This is a genomic window from Herbaspirillum camelliae (genome assembly GCF_001929405.1).
Classification (GTDB): domain Bacteria; phylum Pseudomonadota; class Gammaproteobacteria; order Burkholderiales; family Burkholderiaceae_D; genus Herbaspirillum; species Herbaspirillum seropedicae.
Map to the genome: position 1 here is coordinate 1299597 of NZ_KV880769.1, position 17922 is coordinate 1317518.

At 58.6% G+C, this 17922-nt stretch carries 15 protein-coding genes, 2 tRNA genes and 3 rRNA genes; 8 read left to right on the forward strand and 12 right to left on the reverse strand.

Annotated features, from left to right (window positions below; genetic code table 11):
• The first annotated feature begins 149 nt into the window (after positions 1 to 149).
• The 8 genes from BGK68_RS05880 to BGK68_RS27335 all read left to right on the forward strand — a co-directional run bounded on the left by BGK68_RS05880 (position 150) and on the right by BGK68_RS27335 (position 7339).
• Entirely contained in the window at positions 150 to 488 is a 339-nt protein-coding gene (locus BGK68_RS05880; RefSeq protein WP_075256301.1) for a BON domain-containing protein, read from the forward strand.
• Between the two features lie 312 nt (positions 489 to 800).
• Complete coding sequence (locus tag BGK68_RS27330) at positions 801 to 980, forward strand: hypothetical protein (RefSeq protein WP_143432923.1); 180 nt, start codon at positions 801 to 803, stop codon at positions 978 to 980.
• 176 nt (positions 981 to 1156) lie between these two features.
• Positions 1157 to 2689: ribosomal RNA gene (locus BGK68_RS05885) — 16S ribosomal RNA — on the forward strand.
• Between the two features lie 119 nt (positions 2690 to 2808).
• Positions 2809 to 2885 (forward strand) — tRNA-Ile (locus BGK68_RS05890).
• 7 nt (positions 2886 to 2892) lie between these two features.
• Positions 2893 to 2968: transfer RNA gene (locus BGK68_RS05895), tRNA-Ala, on the forward strand.
• 287 nt (positions 2969 to 3255) lie between these two features.
• Positions 3256 to 6127 (forward strand): 23S ribosomal RNA (locus BGK68_RS05900).
• 140 nt (positions 6128 to 6267) lie between these two features.
• Positions 6268 to 6380 (forward strand): 5S ribosomal RNA (gene rrf, locus BGK68_RS05905).
• Together the 16S, 23S and 5S rRNA genes with 2 tRNA genes alongside form the textbook arrangement of a ribosomal RNA operon.
• Positions 6381 to 7150: 770 nt before the next feature.
• Positions 7151 to 7339 (forward strand): hypothetical protein, encoded by a 189-nt coding sequence (locus tag BGK68_RS27335; RefSeq protein WP_143432959.1) that lies wholly within the window; start codon positions 7151 to 7153, stop codon positions 7337 to 7339.
• Here the strand turns inward: BGK68_RS27335 and BGK68_RS05910 are convergent.
• From BGK68_RS05910 to urtB, 12 genes are all read right to left on the reverse strand, one after another.
• Entirely contained in the window at positions 7321 to 7932 is a 612-nt protein-coding gene (locus tag BGK68_RS05910) for a HupE/UreJ family protein (protein ID WP_075256302.1), read from the reverse strand. The two genes, BGK68_RS27335 and BGK68_RS05910, sit on opposite strands and share 19 nt — an antisense overlap.
• A gap of 58 nt (positions 7933 to 7990) precedes the next feature.
• Positions 7991 to 8623: an urease accessory protein UreG gene (gene ureG, locus BGK68_RS05915; RefSeq protein WP_013236640.1), complete on the reverse strand. Its 633-nt coding sequence runs from the start codon at positions 8621 to 8623 to the stop codon at positions 7991 to 7993.
• A gap of 68 nt (positions 8624 to 8691) precedes the next feature.
• Positions 8692 to 9372 carry an urease accessory protein UreF gene (locus BGK68_RS05920; protein WP_075256303.1) on the reverse strand — a complete coding sequence of 227 codons (681 nt, stop codon included), beginning with the start codon at positions 9370 to 9372 and terminating at the stop codon, positions 8692 to 8694.
• 4 nt (positions 9373 to 9376) lie between these two features.
• Positions 9377 to 9910, reverse strand: a complete 534-nt coding sequence (gene ureE / locus BGK68_RS05925) for an urease accessory protein UreE (protein WP_075256304.1) — start codon at positions 9908 to 9910, stop codon at positions 9377 to 9379.
• Between the two features lie 18 nt (positions 9911 to 9928).
• Entirely contained in the window at positions 9929 to 11629 is a 1701-nt protein-coding gene (gene ureC / locus BGK68_RS05930) for an urease subunit alpha (RefSeq protein ID WP_075256305.1), read from the reverse strand.
• Positions 11626 to 11970, reverse strand: coding sequence for an urease subunit beta (locus tag BGK68_RS05935; protein WP_075256306.1), 345 nt, complete (start codon positions 11968 to 11970; stop codon positions 11626 to 11628). Before BGK68_RS05935 ends, ureC begins: the two co-directional genes overlap by 4 nt.
• A gap of 10 nt (positions 11971 to 11980) precedes the next feature.
• Entirely contained in the window at positions 11981 to 12283 is a 303-nt protein-coding gene (locus BGK68_RS05940; RefSeq protein WP_008333723.1) for an urease subunit gamma, read from the reverse strand.
• 91 nt (positions 12284 to 12374) lie between these two features.
• Positions 12375 to 13274 carry an urease accessory protein UreD gene (locus tag BGK68_RS05945; protein WP_407645630.1) on the reverse strand — a complete coding sequence of 300 codons (900 nt, stop codon included), beginning with the start codon at positions 13272 to 13274 and terminating at the stop codon, positions 12375 to 12377.
• Positions 13275 to 13386: 112 nt separating this feature from the next.
• Positions 13387 to 14085 carry an urea ABC transporter ATP-binding subunit UrtE gene (urtE, locus tag BGK68_RS05950; RefSeq protein WP_075256308.1) on the reverse strand — a complete coding sequence of 233 codons (699 nt, stop codon included), beginning with the start codon at positions 14083 to 14085 and terminating at the stop codon, positions 13387 to 13389.
• Positions 14086 to 14103: 18 nt separating this feature from the next.
• Positions 14104 to 14973 carry an urea ABC transporter ATP-binding protein UrtD gene (urtD, locus tag BGK68_RS05955; RefSeq protein WP_075256309.1) on the reverse strand — a complete coding sequence of 290 codons (870 nt, stop codon included), beginning with the start codon at positions 14971 to 14973 and terminating at the stop codon, positions 14104 to 14106.
• Positions 14970 to 16100: an urea ABC transporter permease subunit UrtC gene (urtC, locus tag BGK68_RS05960; protein WP_075256310.1), complete on the reverse strand. Its 1131-nt coding sequence runs from the start codon at positions 16098 to 16100 to the stop codon at positions 14970 to 14972. The genes urtD and urtC overlap by 4 nt, the downstream gene beginning before the upstream one ends.
• Positions 16097 to 17713: an urea ABC transporter permease subunit UrtB gene (gene urtB / locus BGK68_RS05965; protein ID WP_075256311.1), complete on the reverse strand. Its 1617-nt coding sequence runs from the start codon at positions 17711 to 17713 to the stop codon at positions 16097 to 16099. Before urtB ends, urtC begins: the two co-directional genes overlap by 4 nt.
• Positions 17714 to 17922 lie beyond the last annotated feature (209 nt).

The following is a 17922-nucleotide window of genomic DNA, read 5'->3' on the forward strand; positions in this document are numbered from 1 at the left end:
GCGAGATCGCCAAGTTATTGAATTCATTGAGGAAAATTCCTGCTGGCACGGGCTTTGCGATACCAGTGGCAGAGGCGCCTATATAGAGAGCAATGTTCTTTCGCTATATAGAGCGCTGCCACGATGACTGATCAATAAGGAGATAGACCATGAAAAAGACCACCTTCGTCGCCCGCCTGCTGGCTGCCAGTCTTTTGGTAACTGCGGCTGCTCCGGCAGTTCAGGCCGCTGATCGCGCGGCACCGGTGACCGCCCAGAAGGCGGGGGCCTATATTGATGACTCTGTCATCACCGCCAAGGTCAAGGCCGCCCTGGTGGAAGACAAGCAGGTTTCGGCAATGAAGATCAACGTCAGTACCAAGGACGGTGTGGTCACACTGAAGGGATCGGTGCCTAGCGCCGAACTGGGACAGCACGCCTTGCAACTGGTCGCAGGTATTGAAGGTGTACGGGACGTGAAGAGCGATCTGACGGTCAAGGCAGCTTAAGCGCCCCGCAACACCCGGAAGAAATGAAACCGGGCCGTCCCGTCAGGGGCGGCCCGGTTTCATTTTGCCTTTGAAGGTAATGGGTTTCCTGCTGAAAGCCTTGTCCCTTCTGGGTTTGCGAGCGATGACGGTGAGGGCGTCGGGGCTGTTTTCTAAATTATTTCAATTATTTTTCAAAAAGGGCTTGCGCGGCTGCAGGTGGGTTGCTATAGTTCGCCCCCTGCTGACGCGACACACGAAGCGAAGTTGAAAAACAAAGCGACAGATGTCGGCGAAGCAATGAGTAGTGGGGCAGTTTGTAGGGCGTTTTAAATGGAAGTAGTCGAAGCGGTAAGTTCAGCGAAGACGAAAAAATTTAAAACGAATCGCAAAAAAGTAGTTGACGCGATAAACAAGCTGCTACATAATCTCGTTTCTCTGCTGCTGACGAACAAAACGATTCGCAGCGATGCAAACAGCGCCAAGCGCGTTTGCGACAGACAAGATCTTTAAAAATTAACAGCCGATAAGCGTGGGCGTTTAATGAAGTGCGACAGAACTTCGGTTCTGGAAACTTTAAACATTAAATGCTCACAAGAAATATAGGTAAGATCGCAAGAAATTACCTGTCAGTATTTTGAGAGAGCGATGCCCTTCGGGGTAGCCAGAAATGGCACAAAACAGAGATTAAACTAAAGAGTTTGATCCTGGCTCAGATTGAACGCTGGCGGCATGCCTTACACATGCAAGTCGAACGGCAGCATAGGAGCTTGCTCCTGATGGCGAGTGGCGAACGGGTGAGTAATATATCGGAACGTGCCCTAGAGTGGGGGATAACTAGTCGAAAGACTAGCTAATACCGCATACGATCTACGGATGAAAGTGGGGGATCGCAAGACCTCATGCTCCTGGAGCGGCCGATATCTGATTAGCTAGTTGGTGGGGTAAAAGCCTACCAAGGCAACGATCAGTAGCTGGTCTGAGAGGACGACCAGCCACACTGGGACTGAGACACGGCCCAGACTCCTACGGGAGGCAGCAGTGGGGAATTTTGGACAATGGGGGCAACCCTGATCCAGCAATGCCGCGTGAGTGAAGAAGGCCTTCGGGTTGTAAAGCTCTTTTGTCAGGGAAGAAACGGTAGTAGCTAATATCTATTACTAATGACGGTACCTGAAGAATAAGCACCGGCTAACTACGTGCCAGCAGCCGCGGTAATACGTAGGGTGCAAGCGTTAATCGGAATTACTGGGCGTAAAGCGTGCGCAGGCGGTTGTGTAAGTCAGATGTGAAATCCCCGGGCTCAACCTGGGAATTGCATTTGAGACTGCACGGCTAGAGTGTGTCAGAGGGGGGTAGAATTCCACGTGTAGCAGTGAAATGCGTAGATATGTGGAGGAATACCGATGGCGAAGGCAGCCCCCTGGGATAACACTGACGCTCATGCACGAAAGCGTGGGGAGCAAACAGGATTAGATACCCTGGTAGTCCACGCCCTAAACGATGTCTACTAGTTGTCGGGTCTTAATTGACTTGGTAACGCAGCTAACGCGTGAAGTAGACCGCCTGGGGAGTACGGTCGCAAGATTAAAACTCAAAGGAATTGACGGGGACCCGCACAAGCGGTGGATGATGTGGATTAATTCGATGCAACGCGAAAAACCTTACCTACCCTTGACATGGATGGAATCCCGAAGAGATTTGGGAGTGCTCGAAAGAGAACCATCACACAGGTGCTGCATGGCTGTCGTCAGCTCGTGTCGTGAGATGTTGGGTTAAGTCCCGCAACGAGCGCAACCCTTGTCATTAGTTGCTACGAAAGGGCACTCTAATGAGACTGCCGGTGACAAACCGGAGGAAGGTGGGGATGACGTCAAGTCCTCATGGCCCTTATGGGTAGGGCTTCACACGTCATACAATGGTACATACAGAGGGCCGCCAACCCGCGAGGGGGAGCTAATCCCAGAAAGTGTATCGTAGTCCGGATTGGAGTCTGCAACTCGACTCCATGAAGTTGGAATCGCTAGTAATCGCGGATCAGCATGTCGCGGTGAATACGTTCCCGGGTCTTGTACACACCGCCCGTCACACCATGGGAGCGGGTTTTACCAGAAGTGGGTAGCCTAACCGCAAGGAGGGCGCTCACCACGGTAGGATTCGTGACTGGGGTGAAGTCGTAACAAGGTAGCCGTATCGGAAGGTGCGGCTGGATCACCTCCTTTCTAGAGTGCGCACGAAGTTAAGCGTCCACACTTATCGGCTGTAATTCAAAGAACAGTTATTTGGTGAAGCGCGGTCCGTGACACAACGTCATCGACTGGCTACTGATACTGATCCAAGCGGGTCTGTAGCTCAGCTGGTTAGAGCACCGTGTTGATAACGCGGGGGTCGTTGGTTCGAGCCCAACCAGACCCACCAAGGTTTCGGGGGTTTAGCTCAGCTGGGAGAGCACCTGCTTTGCAAGCAGGGGGTCGTCGGTTCGATCCCGTCAACCTCCACCAAGAAATATCAAACCTAAGTCAGCGTCGCCAACGCAAGACGTAGTGATTTAGGTTTGATCTTTTACGATCAATGGCTGTTTTTGTTCTTTAACAATCTGGAAGAAGTAAAGATTCATTTAAACGATCGCCAGGACTTCGGTTCTTGCGAAAGTAAAAATGGGTGTGATTGTATCAATCAAAGTATTACGAAGTGATCTTAGCAATTAGAAGACTTACTTTGGAATACGGCAAACGCTAAAACTCAACGCTTCTTTATAACGCTCTTGCAAAAGAGGCTAACGTTATAGGAACAAGCGAATAAGTGCACATGGTGGATGCCTTGGCGATTACAGGCGATGAAGGACGTAGTAGCTTGCGATAAGCTGCGGGGAGCTGGCAAACGAGCTTTGATCCGCAGATTTCCGAATGGGGAAACCCGGCCGTAAGGTCATCGTTATCTGAATACATAGGGTAACGAAGCGAACGTGGCGAACTGAAACATCTAAGTAGCTACAGGAAAAGAAATCAACCGAGATTCCCAAAGTAGTGGCGAGCGAAATGGGATCAGCCTGCAAGATTTAGCATCAACGATAGCAAAACGGAATGGAAAGTCCGGCCATAGAGGGTGATAGCCCCGTATGCGAAATCGATGGTGTGGAACTAGGCTTGCGACAAGTAGGGCGGGACACGTGAAATCCTGTCTGAACATGGGGGGACCATCCTCCAAGGCTAAATACTCGTAATCGACCGATAGTGAACCAGTACCGTGAGGGAAAGGCGAAAAGAACCCCGGAAGGGGAGTGAAATAGATCCTGAAACCGTGTGCATACAAACAGTAGGAGCCCTGTAAGGGGTGACTGCGTACCTTTTGTATAATGGGTCAGCGACTTACATTCAGTGGCAAGCTTAACCGAATAGGGAAGGCGTAGAGAAATCGAGTCCGAATAGGGCGTTCAGTCGCTGGGTGTAGACCCGAAACCAAGTGATCTATCCATGGCCAGGTTGAAGGTGCGGTAACACGCACTGGAGGACCGAACCCACTAATGTTGAAAAATTAGGGGATGAGCTGTGGATAGGGGTGAAAGGCTAAACAAACTTGGAAATAGCTGGTTCTCTCCGAAAACTATTTAGGTAGTGCCTCAAGTATCACCATCGGGGGTAGAGCACTGTTATGGCTAGGGGGTCATCGCGACTTACCAAACCATTGCAAACTCCGAATACCGATGAGTGCGAGCTTGGGAGACAGACGCCGGGTGCTAACGTCCGACGTCAAGAGGGAAACAACCCAGACCGCCAGCTAAGGTCCCAAAGATTGGCTAAGTGGAAAACGAAGTGGGAAGGCTAAAACAGTCAGGAGGTTGGCTTAGAAGCAGCCATCCTTTAAAGAAAGCGTAATAGCTCACTGATCGAGTCGTCCTGCGCGGAAGATGTAACGGGGCTAAGCCAGTCACCGAAGCTGCGGATATCCGTAAGGATATGGTAGGAGAGCGTTCTGTAAGCCTGTGAAGGTGTCTTGTAAAGGATGCTGGAGGTATCAGAAGTGCGAATGCTGACATGAGTAGCGATAATGCGGGTGAAAAGCCCGCACGCCGTAAGCCCAAGGTTTCCTGTTCAACGTTCATCGGAGCAGGGTGAGTCGGCCCCTAAGGCGAGGCAGAGATGCGTAGCTGATGGGAAGCAGGTTAATATTCCTGCACCGTCGTTAGATGCGATGGGGGGACGGATCGCGGAAGGTTGTCCGACTGTTGGAATAGTCGGTTTTTGCATCGAAGAAGGCTGTTAGGCAAATCCGGCAGCGTAATTCAAGGGTGTGAGACGAGCGAACTTGTTCGCGAAGCAATCGGAAGTGGTTCCAAGAAAAGCCTCTAAGCTTCAGTCTAACGAGACCGTACCGCAAACCGACACAGGTGGGCGAGATGAGTATTCTAAGGCGCTTGAGAGAACTCGGGAGAAGGAACTCGGCAAATTGGTACCGTAACTTCGGGATAAGGTACGCCCAAGTAGTTTGACTGGCCTGCGCCAGAAGGACAAAAGGGTTGCAATAAAATGGTGGCTGCGACTGTTTAATAAAAACACAGCACTCTGCAAACACGAAAGTGGACGTATAGGGTGTGACGCCTGCCCGGTGCTGGAAGATTAAATGATGGGGTGCAAGCTCTTGATTGAAGTCCCAGTAAACGGCGGCCGTAACTATAACGGTCCTAAGGTAGCGAAATTCCTTGTCGGGTAAGTTCCGACCTGCACGAATGGCGTAACGATGGCCACACTGTCTCCTCCCGAGACTCAGCGAAGTTGAAATGTTTGTGATGATGCAATCTACCCGCGGCTAGACGGAAAGACCCCATGAACCTTTACTGTAGCTTTGCATTGGACTTTGAACCAATCTGTGTAGGATAGGTGGGAGGCTTTGAAGCAGGGACGCTAGTCTCTGTGGAGCCAACCTTGAAATACCACCCTGGTTTGTTTGAGGTTCTAACCTTGGTCCGTTATCCGGATCGGGGACAGTGCATGGTAGGCAGTTTGACTGGGGCGGTCTCCTCCCAAAGTGTAACGGAGGAGTTCGAAGGTACGCTAGGTACGGTCGGACATCGTGCTAATAGTGCAATGGCATAAGCGTGCTTAACTGCGAGACTGACAAGTCGAGCAGGTACGAAAGTAGGACATAGTGATCCGGTGGTTCTGTATGGAAGGGCCATCGCTCAACGGATAAAAGGTACTCTGGGGATAACAGGCTGATTCCTCCCAAGAGTTCATATCGACGGGGGAGTTTGGCACCTCGATGTCGGCTCATCACATCCTGGGGCTGTAGCCGGTCCCAAGGGTATGGCTGTTCGCCATTTAAAGTGGTACGTGAGCTGGGTTTAAAACGTCGTGAGACAGTTTGGTCCCTATCTGCCGTGGGCGTTGGAAGTTTGAAGGGGGCTGCTCCTAGTACGAGAGGACCGGAGTGGACGAACCTCTGGTGTATCGGTTGTCACGCCAGTGGCATTGCCGAGTAGCTAAGTTCGGAAGAGATAACCGCTGAAAGCATCTAAGCGGGAAACTCGCCTTGAGATGAGACTTCCCGGGAACTAGATTCCCCTAAAGGGTCGTTCGAGACCAGGACGTTGATAGGTCAGGTGTGGAAGCGCAGTAATGCGTTAAGCTAACTGATACTAATTGCCCGTGCGGCTTGTTCCTATAACATTAGCTCTGTTATAGACAAGTTGAGCATATATTGTGTTTGCCCTAGTGCATCACACCCCAAGAATCTATTAAATACTTCTTCCAGTTTGGGTTAGTTGCTGCTCGATCGAGAGCAACTGACTTTACAAGTTATGCCTGATGACTATAGCAAGTTGGTACCACCCCTTCCCATCCCGAACAGGACCGTGAAACGACTTCGCGCCGATGATAGTGCTGCAACCAGTGTGAAAGTAGGTCATCGTCAGGCTTGTTACTCCCAAGAACCCTCGTTACGAAAGTAGCGAGGGTTTTTGCTTTGGGCGATCCGGTTCTAGATCCTCCTGCTTCGAGGCCTTGCCATCGGCTTCAATATCCTCGCTACCCTCTTTTATCGTCCATCAGCGACGCTGGCATTCCTCACATAAATCAAGTTATCCCCTTTATCTTCTCTTTGAGTAGTCACCGCCAGGCCGATGACAGTCAGGGGGATATACCTCTTCATACTAAAGAGCAGTAAAGTTGGCCCCAGAGAGCAATATTGAATTGTGCACAGGCCATCGGATCAACATCAGCTTGCCCGGATCATTTTCCCATGCGAGGCTTGCGACAGATGATCTATTCACAGGCTCTTTTGCTCTTCACTGCCCTGCTCTCAAGCCAATAGCTAAATCATTCTCTAACAGTGCTGAAGCGCTTGGAACAAGCCCAAACACGTCTGGAAAATCTAAAAACTCGGGTTTTCTAACAGTTTTCGCCCGAAGAGCGCCGTCAACGCAAGCGGGCTAACCTACCCAAGTCACCCGTCCCGTGGGGCTTCTAGCTATCTTACCCACAGGCTAATTCGAAAAGCAGCACTTCGCAGAAAACTTATGCACGAGAGTCCGTATCAATCATCGAAATACGTGCGATACAGTATCAGGTCGATCGAAAAACTAAGTTTTCCACACCTTTCGTGCCGCAGACCGACGATCAATTTCCCATCACCAGTGGCAACTATCCGTATTGCTGCGAACTCATGTACATGCCTACGGCAGCCGCATGCACGCGCTGCTGAAAGGAATGAAGAACCTGGGAAAGGTGGGGAGAAGGGCGCTTGGCGGACTTAATGCCGCCGAGTTGCATACCTGGCTGACCGCGCGCAGCGGTCAGCAGTCAGGTTACGAGCAACGGGATAAGATGGGCAAAGCAGGTCAAAGCAGGAAAATGGCTCAAGCCGCCAGCAGGTAAGCCCCCACGGCGGCAATGCCTACACCGCCAATGCGCACCACGCGGTCGGCCATCTGCTGACCGGCGATGAGTCCAATGCCCAGGCCGGCGGCGTGCAGCAGTGCGGTGGCGGCGATGAAGCCGGCACCGTACAGGGCGGCCGAGCTGCCGTGCGGCAGTTCAGCGCCGTGTGCGTAGCCATGGAACATCGCGAAGACCGACACCACCAGCGTGCTGCCCCACAGCGGCAGACGCACGGCGAAGGCGATCAGCAAGCCCAGCACGGCCACCGAGGCGGCGATACCGGTCTCCACCGCTGGCACCTGCAGGCCGGCGAAGGCCAGCAATGCACCTGCCACCATCATCAGCGGGAAGGCCAGCGGCAGCACCCACAGGGCGCGCTGCTTGTTCTGTGCCGCCCACAGGCCCACGGCCAGCATGGCCAGCAGGTGGTCGATGCCCGAGAACGGGTGGGCGAAGCCGGCCGCCATGCTGGCCGAGGCATCCATGGTGGAACCCGGATGGCCGGGGTGTGCCAGGGCAGTGCCGGCCGCCAGTGCGGTGACGGCCAGAACGCCCAGGCGGGCGCGGGTCTTGGTCGAGAGGGTCAACATGTTTTCTCCTTGGGCTGATACGGCAGATTCTTGATCGGGGAAGTGACGGGGTTCAGGTTCAGTTCTTCGGCTTCTCGTCCAGCAAGCCCTGCTTGCGGATGTATTCGATGACCTTTTCCACCCCGTCGCCACTGCGCAGGTTGGTGAACACGAAGGGGCGTTCGCCGCGCATGCGCTTGGCATCGGCCGCCATGATATCCAGATTTGCGCCCACATAGGGAGCCAGGTCGGTCTTGTTGATGATGAGCAGGTCAGAACGGGTGATGCCGGGGCCGCCCTTGCGCGGGATCTTCTCGCCGCCGGCCACGTCGATCACGTAGATGGTCAGGTCTGACAGTTCCGGGCTGAAGGTGGCGGCCAGGTTGTCGCCGCCGGACTCCACCAGGATCAGGTCCAGGTCCGGGAAATCGGCGCTCATGCGGGCAATCGCTTCCAGGTTGATGGAGGCATCCTCGCGGATGGCGGTGTGCGGGCAGCCGCCGGTCTCCACACCCATCAGGCGTTCTGCCGGCAGCGCATCGGCGCGCAGCAGGATTTCCATGTCTTCCTTGGTGTAGATGTCATTGGTGATGACGGCCATGTCGTAATGGTCGCGCATGCGCTTGCACAGCATTTCGCACAGCGCCGTCTTGCCGGAACCGACCGGGCCGCCGATGCCCACGCGCAGCGGATTGGAAGTGGAGTTGCTCATGGTTGGTCTCTTGATCTCTTGGTCGTGTTGGAACAAAAACGATATAAACGATTTCAATAATTCAGCAATTAAGAACGATAGATGCGGCTGTACTGCACCTCATGCTGCATCGACAGCAGCGACAGACCCGGTGCCCAGTTGCACAGCTCGTCATCCTCCAGCGTCAGCGCGGTGGCCGCGGCCTTTTCCAGTTCAGGCTGCAGCGACAGCAGGATGCGCTGCCCCGCCACCTGGCCCAGCGGCACGGTCTTCACGCAGGCCAGCACTTGGTTCTCGGCCCAGGCGAACAGCATGCCCAGCACCGCCGCCTCGCGCGGCACCTGCAGGGCCACCGTGGCAAACGCCAGCGAAGTGGGCAGTGGCAGTTCCGGCTGCGCCTGCAGGATGGCCAGCAAGGCCTCGTCGCCCAGCTTCAGGTCGGTCGCCAGTTTGCCCAGCGAATAGCCCATCTGAATGGTTTCGGCGCGAAACTCGGACGTGTCGCGGGCCGCGATGAAGCGCTCGGTCCACAACGTGACCTTTTCTGCATCACGGGCCTCGAAGGCTGCCACCAGCCGCGCAAAGATAGGGGCCTCGAAACGCGCTACCACTTCATGCAGCGCATGGCCGATCCAGGCGCGCGCGGTGGCTTCGCTGCAGACGCGCCCACACTCGATGGCCGCCTCCAGCCCTTGCGAATAGCTGTACGCACCTATCGGCAAGGACGGGCTGCTCAGTTGCAGCAGATGCAGCAAGGCGCTGGCTTGCATGGGGTCAGCCCTCTTCCTTCTTGTCGCCGGGACGATGGATTTTCTGGCGCAGCGGAATCGGCGCCAACGGATTGTGGTGATGGTCATCGCCATGATGGTGATGGCCGCCGCCATAGGCCCCCGCTTCCGGCTCGAAGGCCGCCAGTTCTTCGGAGACGCGCGCACCCAGCCCTTCCAGCATTTCCTTCAACACCGGATCCTTGCGGATGCGCAGGAAACCGACGCTACCCTCGTGGCCCACATGCGCCTGAGTGTGACGATTGCCGAGGTGGAAGGCGCAACGCAGCAGCAGGTGCGCATCAGCCGCATCGACGCGATAGGTCGCTTCGGCCTTGGCGATGATCCTGACCACGCGGCCATCATCGCCGCGCAGCAGGTCGCCATCGCGCAGCACCGTACCGCGCACGGTGAACACCGCCACGTCTTCCCCCGAACGCAGGGTGGCACGCAGGCGGCTCTTCTCGCGCTGGTCATAGGGCAGTTCCAGTTCGCCGTCGATCTGCTCGGCCTGGGCTATCTTGGTATTGAGAGTGAGCATGAAAAAATCTAAAGAAAATCAGAACAGGAAATAACGTTGTGCCAGCGGCAGCGAGACCGCCGGTTCGCACACCAGCAGCTCGCCATCGGCACGCACTTCATAGGTCTCGGAATCGACTTCCATCTTCGGCGTGGCACCGTTGTGGATCATGTCGCGCTTGCGCAGGTTGCGCATGTTCTTCACGGCCACCACCGGCTTGTTCAGTTTGAGCTGTTCACCGATGCCGGCATCGAAGGCCGCCTGCGAGACGAAGGTCATCGAGGTCTTCAGGCCACCGCCATAGGCGCCGAACATCATCCGGTAATGGACCGGCTGCGGGGTCGGGATGGAGGCATTGGGGTCACCCATCTGGGCTGCCGCGATCATGCCGCTCTTCAGGATCATCGAGGGCTTGGCCCCGAAGAAGGCCGGCTTCCACAGCACGATGTCGGCGATCTTGCCCACTTCCAGCGAGCCCACCACGTGCGAGATGCCGTGGGTGATGGCCGGGTTGATGGTGTACTTGGCGATGTAGCGCTTGATGCGGAAGTTGTCGTTGCGCGAGCTATCTTCCTTGAGCGAACCGCGCTGCACCTTCATCTTGTGCGCGGTCTGCCAGGTACGCAGGATGACTTCGCCCACGCGGCCCATGGCCTGCGAGTCGGAAGACATCATCGAGATCGCGCCGATGTCATGCAGGATGTCTTCGGCGGCAATGGTCTCGCGGCGGATGCGCGACTCGGCAAAGGCGATGTCTTCGGCGATGGCCGGGTCCAGGTGATGGCAGACCATCAGCATGTCCAGGTGTTCGTCCAGGGTATTGACCGTGAAGGGACGCGTCGGGTTGGTGGACGACGGCAGCACGTTGCCCTGGCCCACGGCGGCGATGATGTCCGGAGCATGGCCGCCGCCCGCGCCTTCGGTGTGGAAGGTGTGGATGGTGCGATCCTTGAAGGCCGCCAGCGTTTGCTCCAGGAAGCCGCCCTCATTGAGCGTATCGGTGTGGATGGCCACCTGGATATCCATGCGGTCGGCCACCGTCAGGCAGTTGTCGATGGCCGCAGGCGTCGAGCCCCAATCCTCGTGCAGCTTCAGGCCGATGGCGCCGGCGCGGATCTGCTCTTCCAGCGGCAGCGGCAGGCTGACGTTGCCCTTGCCGAGGAAACCGAGGTTCATCGGGAAGGCGTCCGCTGCGGCCAGCATGGAATGAATGTGCCAGGGACCGGGCGTGCAGGTGGTCGCCGCCGTGCCCACGGCAGGACCGGTGCCGCCGCCCAGCATGGTGGTGACGCCGCTCATGAGCGCTTCCTCGATCTGCTGCGGACAGATGAAGTGGATGTGGCTGTCGATGCCGCCGGCGGTGACGATCATGCCTTCGCCAGCGATGATCTCGGTGGCGCCACCGATGGCCATGGTCACGCCAGGCTGGATGTCGGGATTGCCGGCCTTGCCGATGCCGGCGATCTTGCCGGACTTGATGCCGATGTCGGCCTTGACGATGCCCCAGTGATCGACGATGAGCGCATTGGTGATGACGGTATCCATCACCTCGGCATGGGGGCGCTGCGACTGGCCCATGCCGTCGCGGATCACCTTGCCGCCGCCGAATTTCACTTCCTCGCCATAGACCGTGTAATCCTTCTCCACTTCCAGGAACAGTGCGGTATCGGCCAGGCGCACGCGGTCGCCGACGGTGGGGCCGAACATCTCGGCATAGGCCGAACGGGAAATCTTGCTCATTGGGTTTGCCCCTTCTTGAGGTTGCCATGCTGGGCCTTCAGCTTGCCCATCACCAGTGCATTGAAGCCGTAGACGCGGCGGTCCCCTGCCAGCGCCACCAGTTCCACCGTGCGTTCCTGACCGGGCTCGAAGCGCACCGCCGTACCGGCCGCGATGTTCAAGCGCATGCCATAGGCCGCTTCACGTTCGAAGCGCAGTGCCGGATTGGTTTCGTAGAAATGGAAGTGGGAGCCGACCTGGATGGGACGGTCGCCACTGTTGGCCACCGTCACCGTCACGGTGGGGCGGCCGACGTTGAGTTCGATGTCGCCGGGTTCGACCAGCATTTCGCCTGGAATCATGACGCGCTCCTCAAGGAATCGGATGGTGGACGGTGACCAGCTTGCTGCCATCGGGGAAGGTGGCTTCGACCTGGATGTCGGGGATCATCTCGGGCACGCCTTCCATGACATCGTCGCGGGTGAGGATGGTGGTGCCCTCGGACATCAGCTCGGCCACGGTCTTGCCATCGCGCGCGCCTTCCATGATGGCGGCGGTGATCAGCGCCACCGCTTCCGGATAGTTGAGCTTGAGGCCACGGGCCTTGCGGCGCTCGGCCAGCAGGGCGGCGGTGAAGATGAGCAGCTTGTCTTTTTCTCTTGGTGTCAGTTCCATGTTGGCTCCTGGCCGTTGGGCGGCCTTCAGGTTCTATAACGCAGGGCGAGGCTTGATTCAGTTTTCCTGATGCAGCTTTTTTACGTCGTGTTCATGTATTCCAGATGCGCGGAATGGCCGCTTGCTTGCCGGTGACCGCCGGGCGCAGCACATGCCAGGCCGCATGCAGCCACTGCCGCGCCACCAGGCTGGATTGCCCCATGTAGCGCGCGATCAGCACCTGCTTCATCAGCGTGGCGCCGCTGCGTCCTTCCAGCTGCAGGGCGCCGATGGCCTCGCGCAGCCGTCCGAGCAGTGCCGCATCCATGCCATCGCCCACGGCGATCAGGGTGCCGCAGATGGTCTGCCCGTCCAGCGCCAGCGGGCCTTGCATGGCACCCGCCTCGGCCTGCAGGCGGCCCTGCTCGAACCACACCAGCTTGCCGCCACGGCGGATGCTGGTACGCTGGCTGACGGCACCGGTGTTGAAGGTTTCGCCTGAGGCGGTGCGGCCGAAGCAGAGGATTTCCGCACCCAGGTAAGCCGCGTCGGCGGCCAGGGTCACTTCATGTTCCATGCGCACGTCGGCGCCATCGAAAAAGATGGTTTCCTGCGGCAGCCATTCCAGTGTGGCCCCTGCTACAGCGTCGAGCTTGACGGCCTGGCGCGAGGACTGGCCATTGGCGCGATACCACTTGCCCGCACCGGGCGTGGTCAGCAGCGCATGGGCGCGCTCGCCCACCTCGGCGGTGATGGAGAGCTGGTCGCCACCGACGATGCCGCCCGGCGGGTGGACGATGATGGCGTGGCAGATGGAGGGATCTTCGGGATAGAGCGGCTTCTGCACGCGCAGGGGGCCGAAGTGCTGGCGGCGCATGAGGCGCGTCGTACCCTTGTCGTCGACAAAGCCCAGCGCCAGGCGTGCCTGGTCCGGCGCATGCCGCAGGGGCGCGCCTGGTGTCGCGGGGGCCGGCATGCTGGCGGGTTCCGGATGGCCGGGGAGTCGTTTCATACCTGGTTCTTCATTGCGTGGAAGGCGGCGTGTGCAAGCGGACTGCCTGGCCGCGGACATGCGACTTTATAGCAGACCCGCTGCAAACGCGCAGCCTTCCTGTGCGACGGCCTCAGACCGCCAGATGCTTCTTGACGTCCTCGCCATCCATCTGGTCCTGGGTACCGGCGGCGACCACTTCACCGCGCGACATCACCACGAAGGTGTCGGCCAGTTCGCGGGCGAAGTCGAAATACTGCTCGCACAGCAGGATGCCAATGTCGCCGCGCTGGCGCAGCAGGCTGATGACGCGGCCGATGTCCTTGATGATGGAGGGCTGGATACCCTCGGTCGGTTCATCCAGGATGATGAGCTTGGGTTCGGCCAGCAGTGCGCGGGCAATGGCCAACTGCTGCTGTTGACCGCCGGAAAGATCGCCGCCGCGACGATGTAGCATTTCCTTCAACACCGGGAAGAGTTCATAGACCTCGCCCTTGATGGTGGACGCACGGCGACCCGACAGCGTAGCCATGCCCATGAGCATGTTTTCCTCGACCGTCAGGCGCGCAAAAATCTCGCGTCCCTGCGGCACGTAGGCGATGCCCAGCTTGGCGCGCTGGTGCGGCTTGAGACGGGTGATGTCCTGGCCTTCGAAGCTGACGTTGCCCTTGGCCACCGGCAGCACGCCCATCAGGCATTTCAGGAGCGTGGTCTTGCCCACGCCATTGCGGCCCAGCAGGGACAAGACACGGCCCTTCTGCACATCGAGCGAGACGCCGCGCAGCGTATGCGCCGCGCCGTAGTACTGGTTCAGTTCATTGACTTGCAGCATGGATGATGGTCTCCGCTCTTATCGTCCCAGGTAGACTTCGATGACGCGCTCGTTGGATTGCACCTGGCGCATGTTGCCTTCGGCCAGCACCGATCCTTCGTGCAGCACGGTCACCTTGCCACCTTGGGCGATCTCTTCGACGAAGCCCATGTCGTGTTCCACCACCATGATGGAATGCTTGCCGCGCAGCTCGTTCAACAGCTCGGCGGTGCGCGCGGTCTCGGCGTCGGACATGCCTGCCACCGGTTCGTCCAGCAACAGCAATTGCGGTTCCTGCATCAACAGCATGCCGATTTCCAGCCATTGCTTCTGGCCGTGCGAGAGCAGGCCGGCGATGCGATGTTCCTGGCCGTTCAAACGGATCAGCTTGAGGATTTCCTCGATCTTGCCGATCTGCTCCGAGGACAGGCGCGCAAAGAGTGTGGTCTTGACGCGCTTGTCCATCTTCATCGCCAGTTCCAGGTTCTCGAACACGGTGTGCTGCTCGAACACGGTCGGGCGCTGGAACTTGCGGCCGATGCCGGCATGCGCGATCTCGTATTCGGTCATCTTGGTCAGGTCGATGGTCTGGCCGAAGAAGGCGGTGCCGGCGGTAGGCCGGGTCTTGCCGGTGATGACGTCCATCATCGTGGTCTTGCCCGCGCCATTGGGTCCGATGATGCAGCGCAGTTCACCGACCGAGATATCCAGGTTCAGGTTGTTGATGGCCTTGAAGCCATCGAAGGACACCGTGATGTTTTCCAGATAGAGGATGGCACCGTGGGTGGTATCGACGCCCTCGGGTTTGATGCGCTCGTAGGACGTGCCATGGTCGGCGCGGGGCGTATCGACGTTGCCGCCCAGGCCGCCGATACCTACCGGGTTTCTGCCGGGTTCGACTGCGCTCATGCTGCCTCCTTGGATGCGCTGCCTTCAGCGGCAACGGCATCGCGTTTCTTGAATTTCTGCACCAGGCCCAGGATGCCCTGCGGCAGGAACAGCGTGACCAGGATGAAGATCAGCCCCAGCGCATACAGCCACAGGTCAGGGAAGGCCGCAGTGAACCAGCTCTTCAAGCCATTGACCGTGAAGGCGCCGATGATCGGCCCGATCAGTGTGCCACGGCCACCGACGGCCGCCCAGATCACCATCTCGATGGAGTTGGCCGGCGACATCTCGGAGGGATTGATGATGCCCACCTGCGGCACGTAGAGGGCACCGGCGACGCCGCAGATCACGGCCGACAGCGTCCACACGAAGAGCTTGAACCACAGCGGGTTGTAGCCGATGAACATGAGGCGCGATTCGGAATCGCGCACGCCCTGCAGCACGCGGCCCAGCTTGGAGGTGACGATCATGCGGCACAGGACCAGGGCAGCGAACAGCAGCGCCAGCGTCACCAGGTACAGCACCGCCTTGGTGGTCGGTGCGGTAATGGTGAAGCCGAGGATGCGCTTGAAGTCGGTGAAGCCGTTGTTGCCGCCGAAGCCGGTATCGTTGCGGAAGAACAGCAGCATGAAGGCGAAGGTCATCGCTTGCGTGATGATGGAAAAATACACGCCCTTGATGCGCGAACGGAACGCGAAGTAGCCGAACACGAAGGCCAAGAGACCCGGCACCAGCACCACCAGCAGCATGGAGAACCAGAAGTGGTCGGTCATCCACCAGTACCAGGGATAGGCCTTCCAGTTCAGGAACACCATGAAGTCCGGCAGGTCGCTCTGGTACACGCCATCACGGCCGATGGCGCGCATCAGGTACATGCCGTGGGCGTATCCGCCCAGTGCGAAGAAAACGCCATGCCCCAGCGAGAGGATGCCCGTGTAGCCCCACACCAGGTCCAGCGCCAGCGCGGCCATGGCGTAGCACATGAACTTGCCGACCAGGGCTACGGTGTAGGAGGACACGTGCAGTGCGCTATCGGCCGGGAACAGCAGGTTGCAGACTGGCAGCAGCGCCAGCACGATGGTGCAGATGACGATGCCGGTCCAGGACGGGCGATTGAACAGCGAGGGGCGCATGATCATGGTGCTCATTCCACGCTCCTTCCCTTGAGTGCGAAGAGGCCTTGCGGACGCTTCTGGATGAATACGATGATGAAGACCAGGATGGCGATCTTGGCCAGCACGGCGCCGGCCATCGGTTCGAGGAATTTGTTGACTTCGCCCAGGCCGAAGGCTGCGATGACGGTCCCGGCCAGCTGGCCCACGCCACCCAGCACCACCACCATGAACGAGTCGACGATGTACCCCTGTCCCAGGTCGGGACCGACGTTGCCCAGCTGCGAGAGCGCCACGCCACCGAGACCGGCGATGCCGCAACCGAGACCGAAGGTCATCATGTCGATCTTGCCGGTGGACACGCCCACGCAGTCGGCCATGCGGCGGTTCTGCGTGACGGCGCGCACGAACAGGCCCAGGCGGGTCTTGTTCAGGATCAGCCACACCGCAAACACCACGAACAGCGCAAAGAACACGATCACGATGCGGTTATAGGACAGCACCAGCGAACCCAGCACGGTCACGCCACCCGACATCCAGCTCGGGTTGGCCACTTCGACGTTCTGCGCACCGAAGATGGAGCGCACACCTTGCATCAGCATCAGGCTGATGCCCCAGGTGCAGAGCAGGGTTTCCAGCGGACGGCCATAGAGCCAGCGGATCACCAGGCGCTCCAGCGCGATACCGACGGCGGCGGCGACGATGAAGGCCGCCGGCAGCGCCACCACGAGATACGCATCGATGGCGCCGGGGAAGAACTTGCGGAAGACCAGCTGGCACACATAGGTAGTGTAGGCGCCGATCATCAGCAGTTCACCATGGGCCATGTTGATGATGCCCATGAGGCCGAAGGTGATGGCCAGGCCGAGCGCGGCCAGCAGCAGCACGCTGCCCAGCGAGACGCCATAGAACAGCTTGCCGGCAAAATCCACGATGGCCAGGTGCCGATCCAGCGCCGACAGCGTGCGCACGGCTTCCACGCGCACGCCTTCATCGGGTTCGACGTAGGAGCCATCGGGATTCTTGGCCAGCATGTTTTCCAGCACCGGCTTCAACGAGGCATTGGTGGTATCGGCCAGTTTCTTGACGGCGGCGCGGCGTGCCGCCGGGTCGGGCGAATGCAGGTTGGCGGTGGCTTGCACCTGCTGCAGCACGTCCTTGATCTGCGGATCGCTTTCCTTGGCCAGCGCCTTGACGATCAAGGGGATCTGCGCCGGGTCGGCGTTCTTGAGCAATTCATTGGCGGCCGCCAGGCGCTGGTCGCGTTGCGGCGAGAGCAGCTTCAGGCCCGAGAGTGCGCCATCGACCGCACCGCGCAGGCGGTTGTTGACGGTAATGCCTTCGGCGTCATCAGGTGCGGGGCCGGTCTTGTCGGTGGCCGGGTTGAAGGCCTGGCCGGCGTCATCGACGATGAGTACATCGCCGCCCGGGGTGACGTAGAGCGCATCGCTGTTGAGTGCATTGAGAATCTTGAGCGCGTCATCATTGGCCAGCGCCGCAATCTGGTTGACGGCGTCGATGCGCGCGTCGGGGTCGTCTCCGCCAAGGGGCTTGAGCAAGGCCGGATCGATGGCTGCGAACGCCCCTAGGGCATGGACGCAAAGCCAGGTCGCGAGCAGCCCGCGTAGGAACTGGATGGCTGGTTTCATGGTCGGTGTGCGCCTCGAAGCGCGGGCCGGGCACGATGCTGTGGCCGGGGCGAGTCGTCGGGCGGTTTTCTTGTGGAGGGGGATGCATCGGGGCGGACGGAGCGCCTTCGATACGCCGCGCTGCGGCTACTCAGTCCGAACGGGTCTTTGTTGCACAACCCACGAACCGTTCGTCCTGAGTAGCCGCGCCAGCGGCGTATCGAAGGCGC